Origin of the sequence: Pelomonas margarita, assembly GCF_043555875.1 — a bacterium.
GTDB classification, from domain to species: Bacteria; Pseudomonadota; Gammaproteobacteria; order Burkholderiales; family Burkholderiaceae_C; genus Pelomonas; species Pelomonas margarita.
This window is the reverse complement of record NZ_JBIGHW010000001.1, coordinates 335,168-355,098: the sequence shown is the minus strand read 5'-3', so window position 1 is coordinate 355,098 and position 19,931 is coordinate 335,168. Positions and strand designations below refer to the sequence as shown.

17 protein-coding genes are annotated in these 19,931 nt (G+C 70.8%); 12 read left to right on the top strand and 5 right to left on the bottom strand.

Annotation, left to right across the window (positions count from 1 at the left end; genetic code table 11):
- Window positions 1–82: 82 nt before the first annotated feature.
- Window positions 83–571, top strand: a complete 489-nt coding sequence (locus tag ACG0Z3_RS01660; protein WP_394394728.1) for an acyltransferase — start codon at window positions 83–85, stop codon at window positions 569–571.
- A 65-nt stretch (window positions 572–636) separates the two neighbouring features.
- Here ACG0Z3_RS01660 and ACG0Z3_RS01655 read toward each other — a convergent pair whose 3' ends face one another.
- Window positions 637–1,743, bottom strand: coding sequence for a DegT/DnrJ/EryC1/StrS family aminotransferase (locus ACG0Z3_RS01655; RefSeq protein ID WP_394394726.1), 1,107 nt, complete (start codon window positions 1,741–1,743; stop codon window positions 637–639).
- Complete coding sequence (locus ACG0Z3_RS01650) at window positions 1,736–2,680, bottom strand: WxcM-like domain-containing protein (RefSeq protein WP_394394724.1); 945 nt, start codon at window positions 2,678–2,680, stop codon at window positions 1,736–1,738. Before ACG0Z3_RS01650 ends, ACG0Z3_RS01655 begins: the two co-directional genes overlap by 8 nt.
- Before the next feature lie 235 nt (window positions 2,681–2,915).
- Here ACG0Z3_RS01650 and pseB point away from each other — a divergent pair, with 235 nt between their 5' ends.
- From pseB to ACG0Z3_RS01595, 11 genes are all read left to right on the top strand, one after another.
- The gene (gene pseB, locus ACG0Z3_RS01645) at window positions 2,916–3,917 is read left to right on the top strand and encodes a UDP-N-acetylglucosamine 4,6-dehydratase (inverting) (protein ID WP_394394722.1); all 1,002 of its coding nucleotides are present in this window, start codon (window positions 2,916–2,918) and stop codon (window positions 3,915–3,917) included.
- A 1-nt stretch (window position 3,918) separates the two neighbouring features.
- Window positions 3,919–5,079, top strand: coding sequence for a UDP-4-amino-4,6-dideoxy-N-acetyl-beta-L-altrosamine transaminase (gene pseC / locus ACG0Z3_RS01640; RefSeq protein WP_394394720.1), 1,161 nt, complete (start codon window positions 3,919–3,921; stop codon window positions 5,077–5,079).
- A gap of 1 nt (window position 5,080) precedes the next feature.
- On the top strand, window positions 5,081–5,935 hold the full coding sequence (locus ACG0Z3_RS01635; RefSeq protein WP_394394718.1) for an aldo/keto reductase: 855 nt from the start codon (window positions 5,081–5,083) through the stop codon (window positions 5,933–5,935).
- A 117-nt stretch (window positions 5,936–6,052) separates the two neighbouring features.
- Complete coding sequence (locus ACG0Z3_RS01630) at window positions 6,053–6,823, top strand: cytidylyltransferase domain-containing protein (protein ID WP_394394716.1); 771 nt, start codon at window positions 6,053–6,055, stop codon at window positions 6,821–6,823.
- Window positions 6,810–8,138, top strand: a complete 1,329-nt coding sequence (locus tag ACG0Z3_RS01625; RefSeq protein WP_394394714.1) for an aminotransferase class III-fold pyridoxal phosphate-dependent enzyme — start codon at window positions 6,810–6,812, stop codon at window positions 8,136–8,138. Before ACG0Z3_RS01630 ends, ACG0Z3_RS01625 begins: the two co-directional genes overlap by 14 nt.
- A gap of 4 nt (window positions 8,139–8,142) precedes the next feature.
- Entirely contained in the window at window positions 8,143–9,150 is a 1,008-nt protein-coding gene (locus tag ACG0Z3_RS01620; protein WP_394394712.1) for a class I SAM-dependent methyltransferase, read from the top strand.
- Window positions 9,147–10,358: an ATP-grasp domain-containing protein gene (locus ACG0Z3_RS01615; RefSeq protein WP_394394711.1), complete on the top strand. Its 1,212-nt coding sequence runs from the start codon at window positions 9,147–9,149 to the stop codon at window positions 10,356–10,358. Before ACG0Z3_RS01620 ends, ACG0Z3_RS01615 begins: the two co-directional genes overlap by 4 nt.
- Window positions 10,355–11,599 (top strand): Gfo/Idh/MocA family oxidoreductase, encoded by a 1,245-nt coding sequence (locus ACG0Z3_RS01610; RefSeq protein ID WP_394394710.1) that lies wholly within the window; start codon window positions 10,355–10,357, stop codon window positions 11,597–11,599. The genes ACG0Z3_RS01615 and ACG0Z3_RS01610 overlap by 4 nt, the downstream gene beginning before the upstream one ends.
- Window positions 11,600–11,630: 31 nt before the next feature.
- On the top strand, window positions 11,631–12,488 hold the full coding sequence (locus tag ACG0Z3_RS01605; protein WP_394394709.1) for an N-acetylneuraminate synthase family protein: 858 nt from the start codon (window positions 11,631–11,633) through the stop codon (window positions 12,486–12,488).
- Window positions 12,489–13,484, top strand: a complete 996-nt coding sequence (locus ACG0Z3_RS01600) for a hypothetical protein (RefSeq protein ID WP_394394707.1) — start codon at window positions 12,489–12,491, stop codon at window positions 13,482–13,484.
- Window positions 13,485–13,486: 2 nt separating this feature from the next.
- Window positions 13,487–15,463, top strand: a complete 1,977-nt coding sequence (locus tag ACG0Z3_RS01595) for a hypothetical protein (protein ID WP_394394706.1) — start codon at window positions 13,487–13,489, stop codon at window positions 15,461–15,463.
- A gap of 8 nt (window positions 15,464–15,471) precedes the next feature.
- Here ACG0Z3_RS01595 and ACG0Z3_RS01590 read toward each other — a convergent pair whose 3' ends face one another.
- The 3 genes from ACG0Z3_RS01590 to ACG0Z3_RS01580 form a co-directional block, all read right to left on the bottom strand.
- Window positions 15,472–17,163 (bottom strand): hypothetical protein, encoded by a 1,692-nt coding sequence (locus ACG0Z3_RS01590; protein ID WP_394394705.1) that lies wholly within the window; start codon window positions 17,161–17,163, stop codon window positions 15,472–15,474.
- A gap of 115 nt (window positions 17,164–17,278) precedes the next feature.
- The gene (locus ACG0Z3_RS01585) at window positions 17,279–18,619 is read right to left on the bottom strand and encodes a TolC family protein (protein ID WP_394394704.1); all 1,341 of its coding nucleotides are present in this window, start codon (window positions 18,617–18,619) and stop codon (window positions 17,279–17,281) included.
- 112 nt (window positions 18,620–18,731) lie between these two features.
- Window positions 18,732–19,913: an HlyD family type I secretion periplasmic adaptor subunit gene (locus tag ACG0Z3_RS01580; protein ID WP_394394703.1), complete on the bottom strand. Its 1,182-nt coding sequence runs from the start codon at window positions 19,911–19,913 to the stop codon at window positions 18,732–18,734.
- Window positions 19,914–19,931: the final 18 nt, after the last annotated feature.

Sequence of the window (19,931 nt, the reverse complement as noted above, 5' to 3'; positions counted from 1 at the left end):
CCCGCGAGGGCGCCCTTCTTTTTTGTCGCCGCCCTGCCCGCCAGCTGCCCGATGATCCGGGCCAGCACGGCCCCTGCATCCCATGACCGAACATCACGACGCCCCCCAGATACACCCGCTCGCCGACGTGCAAAGCCCGCATCTCGGGCCGCGCACCCGCGTCTGGCAGTTCTGCGTCATCCTGCCCGGCGCCCGCATCGGCGCCGACTGCAACATCAACGCCCAGGTGCTGGTGGAGAACGATGTCGTGGTGGGCGACCGTGTGACACTGAAATCCGGCGTGCAGCTGTGGGACGGCCTGCGCGTCGAGGACGATGTGTTCATCGGCCCCAACGCCACCTTCACGAACGACCGCGTGCCGCGCTCGCGCCAGCGCCCGGCCGCGTTTCAGCAGACGGTTATCGAGCGCGGCGCATCCATCGGCGCGAATGCCACCATCCTGGGCGGCGTGCGCATCGGCACCGGCGCGCTGATTGGCGCCGGCAGCGTGGTCACCAGGGACGTGCCCGCCGGCGAGCTGTGGGTGGGCAACCCGGCCCGCTCCCGCGGGCCGGTGCCGCCGCAGCGGTAGGTCGGGTCGTCGCGCCCCGCCGTGTTGCCAGCCTCACGCCGGCTGATGGCGGGTCGCGACCCGCCCTACGCGGCCGCGCGCACCGCACGGATCACCCGTGCCACCTGCTCGTCCGTCATGCCCGGCCACAGCGGCAGGCTCAGCACGCGGCGGTGCATGGCCTCGCTGATCGGGAAATCACCGTCACCGTAGCCCAGCTCCGCGTAGGCCGGCTGGCGGTGCGGCGGGATCGGGTAGTGAATCAGGGAGCCGATGTTCTGCTTCGCCAGTCCGGCCTGCAGCCGGTCACGCGCCTCGTGTTGCACGACGAAAAGATGCCAGGCCGGCACCAGCCCCTTGGGCACCACGGGCAGCTGTAGCGGCGCGCCGTGCAGGCCGTCCAGCAGCATCGCGGCCAGCCGGCGGCGCTCCTCGGTCTGGGCCTGCAGCAGCGGCAGCTTAGCCGCCAGCACGGCGGCCTGGATCTCGTCCAGCCGCGAATTCCGGCCCTTGACCTCGTTGTGATACTTCACCTGGGAACCGTAGTTGCGCAGCACACGCACCTGCGCCATCAGCGCCGCGTCATCGCCAGTGATGCCGCCGCCGTCGCCCATCGCGCCCAGGTTCTTGCCGGGGTAGAAGCTCCAGGCCGACAGGTCCGCCAGGCTGCCCACCGGGCGGCCCTGGTAGACGGCCGCGTGCGCCTGGGCGCAGTCGTCCAGCACCTTCAGGCCGTGCCGCGCCGCGACCGCGTTGATGGCATCCATGTCGGCCGGCAGGCCGTACAGGTGCACCGGCAGCAAGGCCTTGGTGCGCGGCGTGATGGCGGCGGCGAGGCGCGCCGGGTCGAGGTTGTAGGTGAGCGGATCGGGCTCCACTGGCACCGGCGTCGCGCCGCACTGGCTGACGGCCAGCCAGGTCGCGATGTAGGTGTTGGACGGCACGATGACCTCGTCGCCCGGCCCCACGCCCAGCGCCTCCAGCGCCAGCGCCAGCGCATCCAGCCCGTTGGCCACACCCGCGCAATCAGCCGTGCCGACGCTCGCGGCATAAGCGCGCTCGAAAGCCTTCAGCTCCTCGCCCAGCAGGAACCAGCCACTGCCGGCCACGCGCAGCAGCGCCGCATCGATGGCGCCTTGGGCCGCGCGGTAGACCGGCTGCAGGTCCAGGAAGGGGATGGGTGCGTCAACCATGGCGGTGCGTGGCGACGGCGGCGAGGTAGTCGTCATAGCTGCGAAGGTAGTCGGCCGGGTCGTAGGGGTCGGAGGCCAGCACCAGCAGCACCGCATCGGCACTGAAGCGGTACTGGATGCCCCAGACCATGGGCGGGATGTGCAAGCCCAGCAGCGGGCTGTCCAGCAGCACCTCGTCGCGGTGCTCGCCGTCGTCCAGCACCACGCTGAGGCTGCCCTTCACACAGACCAGGAACTGGTGGCAGGCCTTGTGCGCATGCTCGCCCCGCACCTCGCGGCTGGGCACGTCGTAGACGAGGAAGAAGCGCTGCGGCACGAAGGGCAGCTGCGCGTCCACCTGGCCCACGGTCAGCGAGCCGCGCATATCGATGACCTTGGGCAGCTTCACCAGCGCAGCGCCGGGCACCTGCAGCGTCAGGTCATCGGCGTTCACGCGCCGGGCCGGCTCGGCCGGCCGTGTGCCGGTGTCCACATAGCCCACCACATGCGCCGGATTGCCGGCCACGATGGCATGCGGCGGCACATCGCGGGTGACGACGGCGCCGTCCTGCACCATGGCGCCCGCGCCTATGGTCAGCCCGGGCCGGATGGTGGCGTTGGCGCCGATGCTCGCGCCCTTGCGCACCCAGGTCCGCAGCGGCTGCTCGGGGCGCTGCTTGCTGCGCGGGAAGGGGTCGTTGGAGAAGGTGACGTTGGGGCCGATGAAGACGTCATCGTCCACCTGCACGCCGTCCCACAGCTGCACGCCGCACTTGACCGTCACCCGGTCGCCGAGCTGCACCGCGTTCTCGATGAAGACGTGGTCGCAGATGTTGGCGTCGCGCCCGATGCGGGCGCCGGGCAGGATGTGGGCGAACGCCCAGACGCGGCTGCCCACGCCGATGTGCGGGCTCTCCACCAGGGCCTGGGCGTGGATGAAGGGAGCATCAGTCGTCATACCGGCACGCTAACAGGTCACGGCGCCCGCACAAGCGCGGAGATCGCCGGGCTTCACCTGGCTGGTCATGCCTTGCATCCGCAATGGTTCGCGGCGGCCGCAAAATGCATCGTCCGCCGGCCGCTTTTCACCGGATTTGTACCCTCAAGTCCTGGGACAGTGGCTGTTGCAAGCTCTCGCCCTTTCGTCGCCGGACCGCCCGGTTCCGCCACGCAACCTCGTCAGGCCCGTCACCATGCTCAACGGCAAGTCCATCCTCATCACCGGCGCCACAGGCTCGTTCGGCAAGGCCTTCGTCGACACGGTGTTCCAGCGCTACCCGGACGTGCGCCGTGTCGTGGTGTTCTCGCGCGACGAGCTCAAGCAGTTCGAGATGTCGCAGCGCTTCGGCGAGCGCGCCTACCCTGCCATCCGCTACTTCCTCGGCGATGTGCGCGACGCGCCGCGCGTGCGTCGCGCGCTGGAAGGCGTGGACATCGTCATCCACGCCGCCGCGCTCAAGCAGGTACCGGCCGCCGAGTACAACCCCTTCGAGTGCATCAAGACCAACATCCTTGGAGCGCAGAACCTCATCGAGGGATGCATGGACAACGAGGTGGAGCGCGTCGTGGCGCTGTCCACCGACAAGGCCGCCGCGCCCATCAACCTGTACGGCGCCACCAAGCTGTGCTCGGACAAGCTGTTCATCGCGGCAAACAACATCCGCGGCTCGCGCCAGACCCGCTACTCGGTGGTGCGTTACGGCAATGTGATGGGCAGCCGCGGCTCGGTCATCCCTTTCTTCCTGGACAAGCGCGGCAGCGGCGTGCTGCCCATCACCGACCCGCAGATGACCCGCTTCAACATCTCGCTGCAGGACGGCGTGGAGATGGTGCTGTGGGCACTGCAGCACGCGCAGGGCGGCGAGATCTTCGTGCCCAAGATCCCGTCCTACCGCATCACCGACGTCGCGCAGGCCGTGGGGCCGGAGTGCCGCCAGGAGATCGTCGGCGTACGACCCGGCGAGAAGATTCACGAGGAAATGATCACCGCCGGCGACAGCTACCAGACCGTGGACCTGGGCGACTACTACGCCATCCTGCCGGCCGGTAGTGACATCGACGACTACTGCCGCACCACCCGCGCCAGCCGCGTGCCCGCCGGCTTCGCCTACGACAGCGGCAGCAACAGCGACTTCCTGAGCGTGGAGCAGCTGCGCGAGCTGATCCGCACGCACATGCCGGAAGCGCGCCTCTGACATGAGCCTGCTCCCCCTCCCCTACAGCCGCCAGCACATCGATGACGACGACATCGCGGCCGTCACTGCCGTGCTGCGCTCGGACTTCCTGACCCAGGGCCAGCAGTTGCCGGCCTTCGAGGCCGAATTCGCCGCTGTCCATCAGGTACCCCATGCGCTGGCGGTCGGCAATGCGACGCAGGCGCTGCACATCGCTTGCCTGGCGCTGGGCGTGAGCGCTGGCAGCCGGGTCTGGACCTGCACCAACAGCTTCCTCGCCTCCGCCAACTGCGCTCGCTACTGTGGCGCCGAGGTGGACTTCGTCGACATCGACCCCGCCACGCGCCAGATCAGCACGGCCGGGCTGGCCGCCAAGCTGGAAGCCGCCGCAGCCACAGGCACGCTGCCGCAGGTCCTCATCCCGGTCGACTTCGCCGGCCTGCCCTGCGACTGGCCGGCGCTGCGTGCGCTGGCAGATCGCTACGGCTTCCATCTGCTGCAGGACGGCTCCCATGCCACCGGCGCCACGCTGGACGGCAAGCCCATGGCTTCCGACTGGGCCGACATCAGCGTGTTCAGCTTCCACGCCGTCAAGGTGGTGACCACGGCCGAGGGCGGCATGGTCTGCACCCGCGACGCGGCGCTGGCCCGCACGATGGACAGGCTGCGCTCACATGGCATGGTGCGCGACCCCGCCCAGATGCTCGCCCAGGCAGACGGCCCGTGGAGCTACGAGCAGCAGACGCTTGGCTACAACTACCGCATGACAGAGCTGCAGGCCGCGCTCGGCCGCTCGCAGCTGCGCCGCCTGCCCGACATGCAGGCCCGCCGCGAGGCGCTGGCTCAGCGCTACGACCGCATCCTGCGCGAGCTGCCACTGACCCTGCCGCCCCGGCGCGACGGCGCGCAATCAGCTTGGCATCTCTACGCCGTCGAGCTACACGACGCAACACGCCGCCAGGCCGTGTTCGAAGGCCTGCGCGCGCGCGGCATCGGCGTGCAGGTGCACTACATCCCCATCCACACCCAGCCCTATTACCAGGCTCTGGGCTTCAAGCGGGGCGACTACCCCCGGGCAGAGGACTACTACGCCCGCACCATCTCGCTGCCGCTGTTCCCGGCCATGACCGACGCCGACCAGGACCGCGTCGTGGCCGCACTGCGCGAGCTGCTGGCCTGCTGACATGCAGCTCGCGCTCGGCACCGTCCAGTTCGGCCTGGCCTATGGCGCCGTGGGCAGCGGCCACATGGTGGCGCCCGACACGGCCGCCGCCATCCTGGATGCCGCCTGGCAGGCCGGCGTGCGCTGCCTGGACACGGCCGCCGCCTATGGCGATATCGAGGCGCGCCTGGCCGCGCTGTGCGGGCCGCACCCGTTTCGCATCATCAGCAAGATCGCACCGCTGGGTGCCATCGCGGCCGCCGAGCGCGCGGATGCGGTGCAGGCCAGCGTGCAGCGCTCCATCGCCCGCCTGGGTGACAGGCTGGATGGCCTGCTCTTCCACAGCGTGGCGGACCTGGAAGCCGAGGGCGGCGATGCGCTATGGGCCACGGCCCGCGCGGCGCTGCGCCAGGCCGGGCGACCGCTGAAGCTGGGCGTGTCCGGCTACGCGCCCGAGGAACTACAGCGGCTACGCCGACGCCTGGACCTCGAGCTGGCCCAGTTGCCCGGCAACGCACTAGACCAGCGCCTGACCAGCGGCCATGACTTCAGCGGCATCGAGCTGCACCTGCGCTCAGCCTTCCTTCAGGGCCTGCTGCTGGCGCCCGAGCGCGGCGCCCGGCGCGTGCCGGCCGCTGCGGCCGCGCTGGCACGCTGGCGCCAGCACTGCGATGCCGCCGGCCTCGCGCCGGTGGAGGCGGCACTCGGTGTGGCGCAAGGCCTACCCGGCGTGGCGGCCTGCGTCGTCGGCGTAGAGACCGTCGCCCAATTCCAGGAAATTGCCGGCGCCTGGGCCCGCAGCCGGCCGCTGTACTGGCCCGAAGTGGCCAGCCCAGAGCCCGACGCCTGGGACCCGCGGCGCTGGCCAGCGGGCTGAGCAGCCCGGCGCGCCGGGCGCTGCATCGCAACAAAACGGCGCGCTTTCGCCGTCAAATCCCGGCGCCTTCCCCGGCGAGGGCGGACATACTGGCCTTCCCGCCACTGTGTGTCCGCCATGAACGTCGTTGCCATCATTCAGGCCCGCATGAGTTCCACGCGCTTGCCCGGCAAGGTACTGATGCCGCTGGCCGGCCGGGCCGTGCTGGCCCACGTGGTGGAGCGGGTTCGGCATGCCCGCCGCGTGAACGCGGTCGTCGTGGCCACGTCCACCGACGCCAGCGACGACGCCATCCAGGCCTGGTGCGAAGCAGCCGGCGTGGCCTGCTGGCGCGGCAGCCTGAACGACGTGCTGGATCGCTACCACCAGGCCGCCCAGGCCCACCAGGCCGACGCCATCGTGCGCATCACCGCCGACTGCCCGGCGCTGGATCCGGCCATCGTCGACGAGGTGGTGGACGCCTTCATCACCGGCGGCTACGACTTCTGCGGCCTGGCCGGCGAGTTCCCCGACGGGCTGGACTGCACCGTGTTCGCGGCCAAGGCCATCGCCCGCGCCCACCGGGAGGCGCGGCTCCCGTCCGAGCGCGAGCATGTGGGGCCCTACATCGAGCAACACCCGGAGTGGTTCAAGAACGGCGCCGTGCGCAAGTTCACCGGCCTGGCCCACCACCGCTGGACGCTGGACGAGCCACGCGACTACGAATTCCTGCAGGCCGTGTTCTCGCGCCTGTACCGCGACGGCGCCCCGCCCTTCGGCGCGGCCGACGTGCTGGCCCTGCTGGCACGCGAGCCCGCCCTGATGAGCCTGAACGCCGACATCACCCGCAACGCGGGCTACCTGAAATCCCTGCAAGCCGACAAGCAACAAGACCATGTACAGCCTTGACGACCTGAAGAACGGCCGCGGTGCGGCGCTGTACCGCCATGCCAAGGAACTGATCCCCGGCGGCACGCAGTTGCTGTCCAAGCGGCCCGAGATGTTCGCACCGGACGTCTGGCCGTCCTACTACAGCAAGGCCAAGGGCTGCCGCGTGTGGGACCTGGACGGCCGCGAGTTCATCGACATGTCCATCATGGCCGTCGGCGCCTGCATCCTGGGCTATGCCGACGACGAGGTGGACGATGCCGTCGTGGCCGCCATCCGCAGCGGCGTCAACAGCTCACTGAACTGCCCCGAGGAAGTGGAACTGGCCGAGGCGCTGATCGAGCTGCATCCCTGGGCCGGCATGGTGCGCTACGCGCGCAGCGGCGGCGAGGCCATGAGCATGGCCGTGCGCATCGCGCGCGCGCAGACCCGGCGCGACATCGTGCTGTTCAGCGGCTACCACGGCTGGAACGACTGGTACCTGGCTGCAAACCTCGGCGAGACCGACGGCCTGGACGGTCAGCTGATGCCTGGCCTGCAGCCCAACGGTGTGCCGCGCGGCCTGGCCGGGACGGCCATCCCCTTCCACTTCAACGACATCGCTTCGCTGCGCGACACGATCAAAGGCAAGGAAAAGCAGATCGCCGCGATCGTCATCGAGCCCGCGCGCGGCGAGGAGGCGCCGGGCGAGTACCTGCGCAAGTTGCGCGAGATCGCGGACGAAATCGGTGCCGTGCTCGTGTTCGACGAGATCACCAGCGGCTACCGCATGTGCGCCGGCGGCATCCACCGCCGCTATGGCATCAACCCCGACATCGCGGTGTTCGCCAAGTCCATGGCCAACGGCTACGCGATGGCCGCCGTGCTGGGCACGGAGCGCGTCATGCAGGCCGCGCAGACCACCTTCATCTCCAGCACCAACTGGACCGACCGCGTCGGCCCCACGGCCGCGCTGGCGACGCTGCGCAAGTACCAGCGCGAACGCGCTGAAGAGCGACTCATCGCTCTGGGCAACCAGACCAAGGCCATCTGGGCCACCGCCGCCGCCAAGGCGGGCCTGGCCATCAACGTGTCCGGCCTGCCCACGCTGGCGGCCTTCGGCTTCCAGCATCCGCAGGCCGTGGCACTGAACACCCGCTTCACCATCGAGATGCTGCAGCGCGGCTTCCTGGGCTTCCGGCAGTTCAAGGCCTCGCTGGCCCACGGCGACACTGAGATGAGCGCCTACGCCCAGGCCTGCGACGAGGTGTTCGCACGGCTGGCCGCGCTGCCCGCCGACGCCCTGCTGGAGACGCCGCCGCACCACGCCGGCTTCCAGCGCCTGACCAAGGAGTGACGCCATGAACGCGCACAGCCCTCAAGCCGTACAGCAGTCCTGGCAGGACGCTGCCGGCCGCGTGCACGCCGGCCCGGTGCACGAGGCCGTCGGCGACTTCAGCGTCGTGGACTGCGCCTGCTGCGGCTTCAAGCACGTGCTGCCCCTGCCCACGCCGGAGCAGCTGCGCGAGGTCTACGCCCACGACTACTACACGCAGGAGAAGCCCGCCTACATCGAGCACTACCTGCAGGACAAGCCCTGGTGGGACGCCGTCTATGCCGAGCGCTACCAGCGCCTGGAAGGCTGGCTCCCCGGCACGCGGCGCCGCCTGCTGGACGTGGGCTCGGGCCCGGGCCTGTTCCTGCTCAACGGCCGCGAGCGCGGCTGGCAGGTACGCGGCATCGAGCCCTCGGCACAGGCCGCCGCACACAGCCGCGACAGCCTCGGCCTGGACGTGCAGGAGGGCTTCCTGGACGAGAACAGCGTGGGCGGGATGGGCCGCTACGACGCGCTGAACCTCGGCGAGGTGCTGGAACATCTGCCCGACCCGGCCGGCATGCTGAGCCTGGCGCACCGCCTGCTGGATGAGGACGGCGTGCTGTGCACGGTCGTGCCAAACGACTTCAACCCGGTGCAACAGCTGCTGCGCGAACAGCAGGGCTTCAAGCCCTGGTGGGTCGCCCCGCCGCATCACCTGAACTACTTCGACCACGCCTCGCTGTCAGCGCTCGTCGCGCGCTGCGGCTTCGAGGTGCTGCATGTCGAGTCCACCTTTCCCATCGACCTGTTCCTGCTGATGGGCCAGAACTACATCGGCAACGACACGCTGGGCCGCCAGGTGCATGGCCAGCGCAAGCAGCTGGAGCAGGCGCTGCTGGGCGGCGGCGCGGGCGAGCTCAAGGCCCGCCTGTACAAGGCTTTCGCCGACTGCGGCATCGGGCGCGAGGTCGTCCTGTTTGCCCGCAAGAAGTGCCAGAGAATGCGCCCGCCGGCCGAGACGCCCCAACCTCAGGAACACCCCTCAACGTGAAGACGATTCTTCTGCTCGGCGCCGGCCAGGAACAGGCCCTCGCCATCGAGCAAGCCCGCGCGCTGGGCTACCGCACCGTCGCCTGCGATGGCGCAGCCTCAGCCCCCGGGCTGGCACTGGCCGACGTGAGCAGGGTCTGCGACATCCGGGATGTCGCGGCGCTGCTGCCCATCGCGCGCGCTGAACGCATTGACGGCGTGTTCTGCCATGCGGTTGAGATCCCCGAGGTGGTGGCCGCCGTGGCCCGCGAGCTGGGCCTGCCGGGGCTGGCCCCCGAGACGGCGCACCGCTGCACCGACAAGCATGCGCGCATCGCCGCGCTGCAGCGCGCCGGCATCCCGGTGGCCGGTTTTGCGGCCGTGAGGTCGGCGGGCGAACTGCAACGGTTGGCGCGCGAGTTCGGCTTCCCGCTGGTGCTCAAGCCGGTGGACAACGCCGGCTCGCGCGGCGTGTGCCGCGTCGACACCGAGGCCCAGCTGCTGCCGGCTTACGACGACGCGATGCGCTACACCGGCAACCCCGAGGTGCTGGTGGAGCGCGTGCTGCGCGGCCCGCAGATCTCCACCGAGTCGGTGGTGCACGGCGGGCGCATCCACACCTTCGCGTTCGCCGACCGCAACTACGAGCGCGAGGACTTCTACGCGCCCTACTTCATCGAAAACGGCATCAACTTCCCGAGCCGCCTGCCGCAGGCCGACCAGGACGCCGTGCTGGCGCTGGTTGAGCGCACCATCGCCGCGCTGGACATCGACTTCGGGGCCGCCAAGGGCGACCTCATCCTGCACGAGGGCCGGCCGCATGTCATCGAGATGGCCTGCCGCACGTCCGGCGGCTGGTTCGGCGCCGGCAGCATCCCGGCCGCGACCGGCGTCAACGCCATCAAGCCGCTGCTGCAGATGGCCGTGGGCGACGCGCCCGACATCGACGCGCTGACGCCCCGCCAGCAGCTGGGCTGCGCGCAGCGCTACTGGATCCCGCAGGGCGACGCGGTGTTCCGCGCCGCGGGCAACTTCGACGCCGTGCGCGCCATGCCCGGCGTGCAGATGTTCAACACCTTCTTTCCCACCCCGGGCACCCGCCTGCACAAGGCGCAAAACCACGCACAGCGCCACGCGCAGGTGATCTGCACGGCCGCCACGCGCGAGGAAGCCATCGCGCGCGCCGAGGCCGCGATCGCCGCCATCGACGTGGTGCTGGAGACCGCATGAAACGCATCGAACACGATGGCCAGCCACTCAACCTCGTGTTGATCGGCAGCGGCCACTACATGACCGGCCAGACCACGCTATCCGGCCGCAAGGCCACCGACAAGGACTTCGGCGTGCTGCTGCCCAGCGCCCTGCACCTGCGCGAGCGCGGCTGGGTGGGGCGCATCGCGCTGTGCGGCCAGAACGGCGACAAGCTGCAGACCATACGCGAACGCATCGCGCACTGGGGCACCGACCCGGGCATCGACGCCAGCTTTGAGGCCTACCCCGGCCCGGGCCAGATGGACAGCGGCGCCTACCTGCGCGCGCTGGACGAGATGCCACGCCCCTGCGCGGCCGTCATCGCCGTGCCCGACGAGCTGCACGCGGAGGTCATGCTGGCCTGCGCCGCGCGCAACATCCCCTTCCTCATCGTCAAGCCCGCCGTCACCCGGCTGGCAGACCTGCACCGCGTGCTGGACCACCTGCCCGACGATCTGCTCGCGATGGTGGACTATCACAAGGTCTACGACGAGGCCAACCTGCTGCTGCTGGATGACCTGCGCCAGGGCCTCTACGGCCGCGTCCACCATGTGTCGTCGCTGATGAGCCAGCGCCGCGACATGATCGAGATCTACGGCCGTTGGCTGCAGCGCAACCCGCGCTGCAACATCAACCATTACCTGGGCTCGCACTACATCCACATGACCGGTTTCCTGACTGGAGCCGAGCCGCTGGACGTGCGCGCTACGCAGCAGTTCGGCTTCATCCGCGAGCACCACGGGCTGGAGGTGGCCGACACCATCCAGACCCAGATCCGCTGGCGCGCGACCGACGGCCACGAGTTCGTCAGCTACCACGTGGCCGGCTGGGCCGACCCGTCGCAGACTGAGTCCATGACCTACCAGGAAATGCACCTGCTGACCGAGAACGGCCATGTGTTCTCCGACCAGCGCTACCGCGGCACCCGCCGCGTGCTGGCCGGCCCGGGCATGCAGGCGCCCAACCCGCATTTCTTCAACCTGTCGCGCGCGCTCACGGGCGGCTGGAACTTGGAAACCAAGTACGGCTACCAGAGCGTGCGCGCCTTCGTGGAGCTGGCCCTGGCCGGCGGCGGCGCCAGCGCGGGCATGCACCTGCCGACGCTGGCCGAATCCGAGCGCGTGACCGGCATCCTGGAGGCCGCCGACCTCAGCCTGGCCAACGGCTCCGCCATCGTCGCGCTGCAGCGCGAGGCCGGCCGCCTGCAGGTGCGCCACTGAGCGCCTGACGCTCGCACATCAAGGAAGCGTGATGGTCAAATTCATCGCCGAAGTCTCCAGCAACCACAGCCGCGACATCGAGCGCTGCTACCGCTTCATCGAGGCCTCGGCCCAGGCGGGCTGTGAGGCGGTCAAGTTCCAGTTGTTCCGCATCGACCAGCTGTTCGCCCCGGAGATCCTCGCCAAGTCCGAGACCCACAGCCGCCGCCGCCAGTGGGAGCTGCCGCTGGAGTTCCTGCCGCTGCTGGCCCAACGCTCGCGCGACTGCGGCATCCAGTTCTCCTGCACGCCCTTCTACCTGGAGGCCGTAGCGGAGCTGGAACCGCACGTGGACTTCTACAAGATCGCCTCCTACGAGCTGCTGTGGGACGAACTGCTGGCCGCCTGCGCAGCCACGGGCAAGCCGGTCGTGCTGTCCACCGGCATGGCGACCATGGACGAGATCCTGCATGCGGTCGACGTGCTCAAGCGCAACGGCTGCGCTGCTCCCACGCTGCTTCACTGCACCTCCGCCTACCCGACGCCCTACCAGGACGCCAACCTTGCCGCCATCGACACGCTGCGCCAGGCCACCGGCTGCGAGGTGGGCTGGTCGGACCACACAGTCGAGCCCGGCGTCATCCACCGCGCCATCCACCGCTACGACGCCCGCGTCGTCGAGTTCCACATCGACCTGGACCGCCAGGGCGAGGAGTACGCCGCCGGCCACTGCTGGCTGCCGGAACAGATCGGCCGCGTCATCACCGAGGTCGCTCACGCGCTGGGCGCGGATGGCGACGGCATCAAGGCGCCGGTGCCGTCGGAGCTGCCCGACCGCCTGTGGCGCGCCGACCCGTCAGACGGTCTGCGCCCGTTCAAGGTGCTGCGCCAGACCTGGCAGCCCGCCTGAGTGGCCGCCCGGCTGCTGCTGGCCTGCCACGCCGGACCGGGCGTGGGGCTGGGCCACCTGACGCGCTGCCTGGTGGCCGCACGCGCCTTGCGGCGCAGTCTGGGCGCAAGCGTGCAACTGCTGGTGCAGGGCGAGCCGCTCGCGCGGGATGACCTGGCCGCGTTCCCGCACCGCTTCCTGCCGGCCGATGCCGACCTCGGCGCCGCGCTGGACGCGCACTGCCAGGCCGAGGCCATCGACGTGCTGCTGCTGGACCTGCAGCCGCAGCGCGTGCCGCCCGGGCTGGCCCAGCACCTGCGCGACTGGCGCGCCGCCGGCCGGCGCATCGTCGCCATCGACGGCCTGCTGGCCTGGCGGCCGCTGCTGGACCTGATCTTCCTGCCTGCCTACCGCTTCGAGCCGCCGGCCGACCTGGCCGATGGCGCGCCCATCCTGTTCGGCTGGGACTGCCTGCTGCTGGACCCGCTCCCCGCCACGCCCGCGCGCCCTCCCGGCCGAAACGTGCTGGCGCTCACCGGCGGCAGCGACGCCACCGGCCTGGGCCGCCACTGGCCGGCCGCGCTGGACGCCGCGCTGCCGGCCGATGCCAGGCTGCACTGGGTCACGGGGCCGTTCTCCGCAGCGCCCGCGCTGCCCGCTGCGCCGCGCCTGGCCGCCCTCGTCGAGCACCACGCACCAGCCGGGCTCGGCCCGCTGATGGCTGCGGCCGATTTCGCCGTCACGGTCTTCGGCGTCAGCTGCTTTGAGCTGCTGCAGCGCGGCGTGCCCACCGTCGTGTTCTCGCCTTACGGTCGCAAGGACGACGCCGAGCTCGCCGGCATCGCCGCCCTGGACATCGCCCTCGTGGCCCGCGACGAGCACGACGCCACCCGTCAGCTCGCCGCGCTGATGCAAGACCCGGCACGCGCCGCCGCGCTGTCGCGCAACGCGCGCCGCCAGCTCCATACTCCCGGCGGCGAGCGGCTGGCTCGCGCCCTCCAGGACCTGCTCCCCTGACCATGCCCCAAGGCTATCTGCTGTTCCACCTGAACCTGGCGTTCTCGTCCATCAAGACGGAGCTGCGCCCGCAGGTCATCGAGAAGTGTTACTGGCCGCTGCTGCGGCTGGCCGAGACGCGGACGCTGCCCATGGGCATCGAGCTGACCGGCTGGACGCTAACGCAGATTGCCGCGCTGGACCCGGCCTGGGTGGCCAAGTTCGCTTCGCTGCTGAAGGCCGGCCGCTGCGAACTCGTCGGCAGCGGCTGGACGCAGATGATCGGCCCGCTGGCCGCGCCCGAGGCCAACCGCTGGAACCAGCGCCTGGGCCTGCAGGCCTACCGCGACCTGCTGGGCGTGGCGCCCGCCATCGTGCTGGTCAACGAGATGGCCTATTCCACCGGCATGGTGGACGTGTATGCCGAGGCCGGCTACCAGGGCCTGGTGATGGACCGCGACAACGTGCGCCTGGCGCTGGGCCTGGCCGGTGCGCCGCTGAGCGCCACCCCCACCCACGCCCTGGGCTGCGGCGAGCCGGCACAGGCCACAGCGCTGCCGGTGCTGTGGGGCGACTCCATCCTGTTCCAGAGCCTGCAACGCGTCGTGCATGGCGACAAGCCCATGGCCGAGTACCTCGCCTATGTCGAGCGCCGCGCCGAGCGCGACGGCACGGTGCTGCCCATCTACTGCAACGACGCCGAGATCTTCGACTTCCGGCCTGGCCGCTTCACCACCGAGGCCGTGCTGACGGGCGACAGCGAATGGGACAAGCTCGCCCATCTGTGCGACCGGCTGGAGGCCGACCTGGGCCTGCAGTGGCTCAGCCCGTCGGCCGCGCTGGCGGCAGTGCAGGCAAGCCTGCCGCGCCAGGCCCGTGTGCTGTCGTCTGTGGCCCACCCAATCCCGGTCAAGAAGCAGGCCAAGTACAACATCAACCGCTGGGCGGTGACGGGACGGGACGACCTCGCGCTGAACAGCGACTGCCACCGCCTGTGCGCGGCGCTGCTGGCCGCCGGCAACACGGTGCCCGAGGACTGGCGCACGCTGTGCGAACTGTGGGCCAGCGACCTGCGCACCCACATCACGGAGCCGCGCTGGGCCCAGGCCCAGGAGCGCCGCCAGGCCTTGCTGCAACGCCTGGGCCTGCACGACGCGCCAGCCGCCGAAGCGGCCATCGCCTGGCAGCAGCTGGCCGCCTTCACGGCCCCGGTCGGCGTGACGCTGGGCAGCGACGACTCCGGCATCCTGCTGACGCTTCGCACGGCCCACACTGCACTGACGCTGAACCAGCGCCGCGGCCTGACGCTGCAGTCGCTGGCCTTTGCGGCCCAGGGCTGGCGCCCGGTGATCGGCACGCTGGCCCAGGGGCATTTCGACAGCATCGAGCTGGGCGCGGACTTCTACTCCGGCGGCGTGCTGCTGGAGTCACCCGTCAACCGGGCGCGGCTGACCGACCTGGAATGGGTACAGCCCGAGGCCGCGCTGCACGACGGCGAGCTGCTGCTGCGCGCCCGGCTGCCGTTCGCGGGCGGCGTGCTGGAGAAGCGCCTTGCGGTCTCGCTGCAGACGGACGCAGTGCGGCTGGGCTATCACTTCGAGGGCGTCGAGCGGCCGCTGGGCAGCCTGCGCGTGGGCGTACTGACGCTGCTGCACGAGCAGCTGGCCGAACCGCTGACGCTGCACTGCCGCCAGGGCGGCGCCGAGGAGCAATTCACGCTGGACCGTCCCTGCAGCCATGCGGTGGCCGCGTCCACGCTGGTGTCCAGCACGGCGGCCTTCGGCGCCACTGACGGCCGGCTGCGGCTGACCGACGCACGCGGCCCGGTGCTGACACTGCAATGGGACCCGGCGCGCTGCGCCGCCGCGCCCATGCTGACGCACCAGGACGCCAGCCCCACACCGTTCACGCGGCTGAAGTTCTCGCTTGCCGAGCTGGACGACACGACGCGGCCGGGTGGCACGCTGCGGGACTTCGAGCTGACGTTGACGCCGGGCTGAGCGGCGGCTCAGTCGCCCAGCCAGTCGCGCAGCGGCCGGGCGCCGGCCTGGGAGTCGCGCACGCGCTGCTGCTGCGTGCGCAGGAACTCATGCAGGCAGGCCGGGTTGGCGGCCATCACGCGCAGCCGGTCCAGCAGCTCGACCGGATGCATGCGCGGCGCCACGGCGCGGTCGACGATCTTCCACTCGTCGCTGGCCAGCGGCCGGATCTCGGCCTGCAGGACGCCCACGCCCGCGCGCAGCACCTCGTGCAAGCCGGACGTCGGCATGTCGTAGCCCAGCAGCAGGTCGCAGCCGGCCGCAAAATCCACCAGCGAGCCTTGGGTGTCGGCCAGCAGAGGCTCCAGCGGCAGCGCCAGGCGCTGCGCCAGCATCTGCAGCGGCGTCTCGGCCAGGCGGGCGCGCAGGCGCGGCTGCAGGCCGAGTACCCGGCAGCCGGCCAGCAACTCGGCCAGGCCGGCGGCATAGTCCTCGAAGCTCAGCAGGCTCACGCCGTTGGCGCTCAGGCCGTTGAGCACCACGCCCACCGTCTTCAGCGCGGCGGGCGGCGGCGGCGGCTCGGGCCAGCCGCCCGGGTAAGCCAGGCGCCTGGCCGGCAGCTGCCGGCCGCCGAAGTCCAGACAGGGCCCGTCCTGCAGGCCATGGTGCAAGCACAGCGCGTCCAGCCCGTCGATGTTGAACACCGGCTGGTTGAACACCTTGGAGTGCGGCACCAGCGTGACCGGGATAGCGTGGCTGGCCGCGAAGCTCAGCAGCGCGCCATGGATGGTGGCGTCATGGTTGGAAAGCAGCAAGCGGCGTGGCAGGCAGCCGGCGAAGTGCTGCTCCAGCCAGAAGCACAGCAGCGCCTGAGCCTCCAGCGCCTGCCACAGCGCGGTGACCTGCACGTCGCGAAAGCCCTTGTGCGTGATGACGGGCTGCAGGTGCTCGCGCAGCACCTCGCAGACCGGCCCGGCCAGTGCGTCCAGCGCCGCCAGCCGCTCGGGCGGCAGCAGGCCGCGCACCTCGCGGGCGTCCACCAGGCCGCTCGCGGGCAGCCCCTCCAGCGGCACGTCGTACACCTCGGCGCTGAGCAGGCCGCAGCGCAGCCCGCTGGCCAGGATCTCCTCGCTGAAGTGGGCGGCGTCGTGAAAACAGGTCGGCAGGTGGGCCAGCAGCTCCACGCCGGCCGGCAGCTGCCGCAGGTCGGGCAGTTGCCCGCCTTCCAACGTCGGCACGTCAACAAGGTAGGCCGCATGCGGCTTGCCGCGTGCCACCAGCTGCTCCATCAGCATCAGCCCCGGCACGAAGGAATGGCCACCGTAGCGATGCGGCTGGCGCGGCAGGATCACATGCCAGCGCTCGGGCTCGTGCGCCGCCAGCACCTGCTGCCACACACCGCGATAACCCAGCGCTGTCCAGAACAGCTGCTGGTAGCGATGCGTGGACCAGGGCACCTGGCGGCTGGCCGGCACCAGCTGCGCCAGCCACGGCGCCAGCGCCTGGCCCAGCGCCCGCGCCCGCGCCAGCGCCTCGGCCAGTGCGCCGCGGGCCACGGCGGCATCCACCCGCGTGAAGACCTGCGGCTCGGGCAGCGGGAAGCTGATCACGCGACCGCACAGCAAGGGATCGGCGACCAGCAACTCGGCCTGCTGCTGCTCGCTCAGCGCGGCGGCACTGGGCAGGTCCAGCCGGTGGGCGACTGCAATCAGCCCGGCCATCGCGGGCCCTCGCAGCGCTGCGGCGCCGCGCGCCGGCTTCCATAGCTCACTGGCCGCAACACCATCCCCCCACAAGCTGCCATATTCTGCGCACCCGCCCTCGCGGCGAGCGCCCTCAACGCAGCGCCGCCATCACACCCGGCCCCAGGGACCACAGCATGGCCAGCGCCTGCTGGGCCTCAAACAGCGTGCTGAGCTGGGCCACGCGCAGAGAATAGTAGTCGGCCTCGGCGCCCATCACGTCGAACAGCGAGCGCCGCCCCATCTGCTGCCACTGCACCAGCGTCGCGGCGCGCAAGCGTTCGCTGCTGCGCAGGATCTCGACGATGCGGCGCGAGCGGTCCAGCGCCGCCTCGGCGGAGCCGTGCAGGTCGCTCATCTGGTAGACCTTGGCGTTGAGCGCGTCGCGCACCTGGGCTTCAGCGGCCGCAGCGCGCTTGGCGGCGGCCTGCTCGGCCGCGTGCTGGCCGGGCTGCAGCAAAGGCACGGTCAGGCTGACGCCGGCATTCCATTCGCCGGCCTTGGTGCCGCGGTTGGTGGCGGTGGCCACGGTGGCGCCGCCCAGGTTGACCTGCGGCTTGCCCTGGGCGTTCACGCTTTCAGCGTAGCGGCGCTGCGCCCGCGAGTTGGCCTGCAGCGAGAGCATGTCGGGCGACTGCGCCGCCGCGAGCTTGAGCGCCTCGATGTCGGGCAGCTGGTTCAGCACGGTGGCGTAGCTGGCGCTGGGCGGCAGCTCGTCACCGACCAGGCGCTTGAGGCGAAACTCGGTAGAGCGCAGCGCGCTGACCGTCTGCTCCATGGACAACTCGGCCGTCATTTGACTTTTCTGCGCCTGGATCAGCTCGCTGGCCCGGCCCTTGTCGATCTTGACGATACCCTCCAGCGCCTCGACCAGACAGGCCATGCGGCGCATGTACTGGCGGTAGATCTGGGCCTGCAGCAGCAGCCGGCCGCGGTCCAGCGAGTTGTTGACGACCTGGATCGCGATCTGCTGCTCGGCGCTGAACAGGCCCTGGCGCGAGGCCTCGGCCAGCTGACCGCGCCAGGCGCTGGTGTAGGCCGCGCGGCCGGCATCCCACAGCGGCATGCTGAAGCCCAGCGACACCTGGGACTGCACCTGCTGGCGGTGCTGGCCGCCAACATGCTGGCCGGCCGCGGCGCCGCTGACCGTTGCATTGACGCTGGGCCGGTAGGCCTCGCTGGCCTGCACCCAGTCCTCGCGAGCCGCCTGCGCCAGCAGCGTGGCCGCGCCGATCTGCTCGCTGCGCTGCAGCGCCGTGTCCACCAGCGAGACCAGCTGGCCGCGCGGGTCGGTGGACGAGATGGACAGGTCCACGCCCTTGGTGCGGTCGCTGACGGTGGCCGAGTCGTCGTCGACACAGCGCACCTGCGCGGCGACGGGCGCAGCGATGCCGCAGGCCAGGGCCAGCAGCAGGAGGCGGTGGAAGGCGGGCATGGGTCGGATGCGGCAGCGGGACGTCAGCCCTCACTAGACCATGTGCGGCTCGGCGCTGAAGCCGCGAGAAGCGGGGCTGCGCAGGGCTACTTCGCGCCGGGCGGCGGCCGCCTCAGCGCTCGCGCAGCGCTTCCTGCGAGCGCATCAGCGGCCGCAGCAGGTAACTCAGCACCGTGCGCTCCCCGGTCTTGATCTCGACCGTGGCGCTCATACCCGGAATGACCGGCAGCGGCTTGCCGTTGCGCTGCAGGTTGTTGCGCTCCGCGCGCAGCAGGGCGCGGTAGTAGCGCGCGTCGCCGGCCGCGTTGGGCTTGTCGTTGTCGCCCAGCGTGTCGGCGCTGATGACCTCGATCTTGCCCTCCAGCCCACCGTGCACGTTGTAGTCGTAGCCGGTGATCTTCATGATGGCGCGCTGGCCGATCTGGATGAAGCCCACCTCGCTGGGCGGGATGCGCGCCTCGATCAGCACCGTGGGGCCCAGCGGCACGATCTCCATGATGGGCGCACCACTGGTGACCACGCCGCCCAGCGTCGTGATGCGGATGTTCTTCACGATGCCATGCACCGGCGAGCGCAGCACCGTGCGCTTCATCGCGTCCTGGCGCACCACCTGCTGTTCCTCCAGCGCCGCCAGTTCGTTCTCCTGGCGCGTCAGCTCCTGGCTGGCTTCCTGGCGGAAGCGGCTCACCCGCTCCTGGCGCTGCTGGCGCAGGTCGTTGATCTGGCGGTTCACGCGCATGACTTCCACCTCGGACATCAGCCCCTTGGCCGACAGGTCCTGCGCCACCTTCAGCTCGCGGGCCAGCAGGCCGACGCTGCGGTCCAGGCTGGACACGGCCTCGTCCAGCAGGCGCTGCCGGGCCTCGAAGGCCTGCCGCTCCAGCGCCACGGCCTCGGATGTCGCCGGCAGGTCAGCGGGCAGCTCGAACTTGCCGCCATAGGCCTCGGCCCGCAGCCGCGCGATCGCCACCCGCATCGCCGTGCGGCGTAGCACGCCCTCGTTCTCCTGGGCTTCGACGCGGGTCGGATCCAGCCGCGCCAGCTCCTGGCCGGACTGCACCTCCTCGCCCTCGCGCACCTTCAACTCCGCCAGCAGGCCGCTGTCCAGGCTGGCGATGACCTGCTCGCGCGCCTCGGGCACCACGCGGCCCTGCACGCGGCTGACCTGGTCCACCTCCGCGATGCTGGCCCAGGCGATGGCCGCCACCAGCGCAGCCGCCAGCAGGTAGAGCGCCCACATCGAGCGCGGCAGCGGCTCGTCGGCGAGCGCGCCAGCCAGCGCGCTGGTGAACATGCCGTCTCGTTGACTGCC

Bases quoted from the DNA above. Each gene is read 5' to 3' on its own strand.
- ACG0Z3_RS01655 (WP_394394726.1), bottom strand. From the start codon at position 1,743: ATGGTTGACGCACCCATCCCCTTCCTGGACCTGCAGCCGGTCTACCGC.
- ACG0Z3_RS01595 (WP_394394706.1), top strand. From the start codon at position 13,487: ATGCCCCAAGGCTATCTGCTGTTCCACCTGAACCTGGCGTTCTCGTCC.
- ACG0Z3_RS01620 (WP_394394712.1), top strand. From the start codon at position 8,143: ATGAACGCGCACAGCCCTCAAGCCGTACAGCAGTCCTGGCAGGACGCT.
- ACG0Z3_RS01625 (WP_394394714.1), top strand. From the start codon at position 6,810: ATGTACAGCCTTGACGACCTGAAGAACGGCCGCGGTGCGGCGCTGTAC.
- ACG0Z3_RS01605 (WP_394394709.1), top strand. From the start codon at position 11,631: ATGGTCAAATTCATCGCCGAAGTCTCCAGCAACCACAGCCGCGACATC.
- pseB (WP_394394722.1), top strand. From the start codon at position 2,916: ATGCTCAACGGCAAGTCCATCCTCATCACCGGCGCCACAGGCTCGTTC.
- ACG0Z3_RS01635 (WP_394394718.1), top strand. From the start codon at position 5,081: ATGCAGCTCGCGCTCGGCACCGTCCAGTTCGGCCTGGCCTATGGCGCC.
- ACG0Z3_RS01660 (WP_394394728.1), top strand. From the start codon at position 83: ATGACCGAACATCACGACGCCCCCCAGATACACCCGCTCGCCGACGTG.
- ACG0Z3_RS01585 (WP_394394704.1), bottom strand. From the start codon at position 18,619: ATGCCCGCCTTCCACCGCCTCCTGCTGCTGGCCCTGGCCTGCGGCATC.
- ACG0Z3_RS01590 (WP_394394705.1), bottom strand. From the start codon at position 17,163: ATGGCCGGGCTGATTGCAGTCGCCCACCGGCTGGACCTGCCCAGTGCC.
- ACG0Z3_RS01580 (WP_394394703.1), bottom strand. From the start codon at position 19,913: ATGTTCACCAGCGCGCTGGCTGGCGCGCTCGCCGACGAGCCGCTGCCG.
- ACG0Z3_RS01630 (WP_394394716.1), top strand. From the start codon at position 6,053: ATGAACGTCGTTGCCATCATTCAGGCCCGCATGAGTTCCACGCGCTTG.
- pseC (WP_394394720.1), top strand. From the start codon at position 3,919: ATGAGCCTGCTCCCCCTCCCCTACAGCCGCCAGCACATCGATGACGAC.
- ACG0Z3_RS01650 (WP_394394724.1), bottom strand. From the start codon at position 2,680: ATGACGACTGATGCTCCCTTCATCCACGCCCAGGCCCTGGTGGAGAGC.
- ACG0Z3_RS01610 (WP_394394710.1), top strand. From the start codon at position 10,355: ATGAAACGCATCGAACACGATGGCCAGCCACTCAACCTCGTGTTGATC.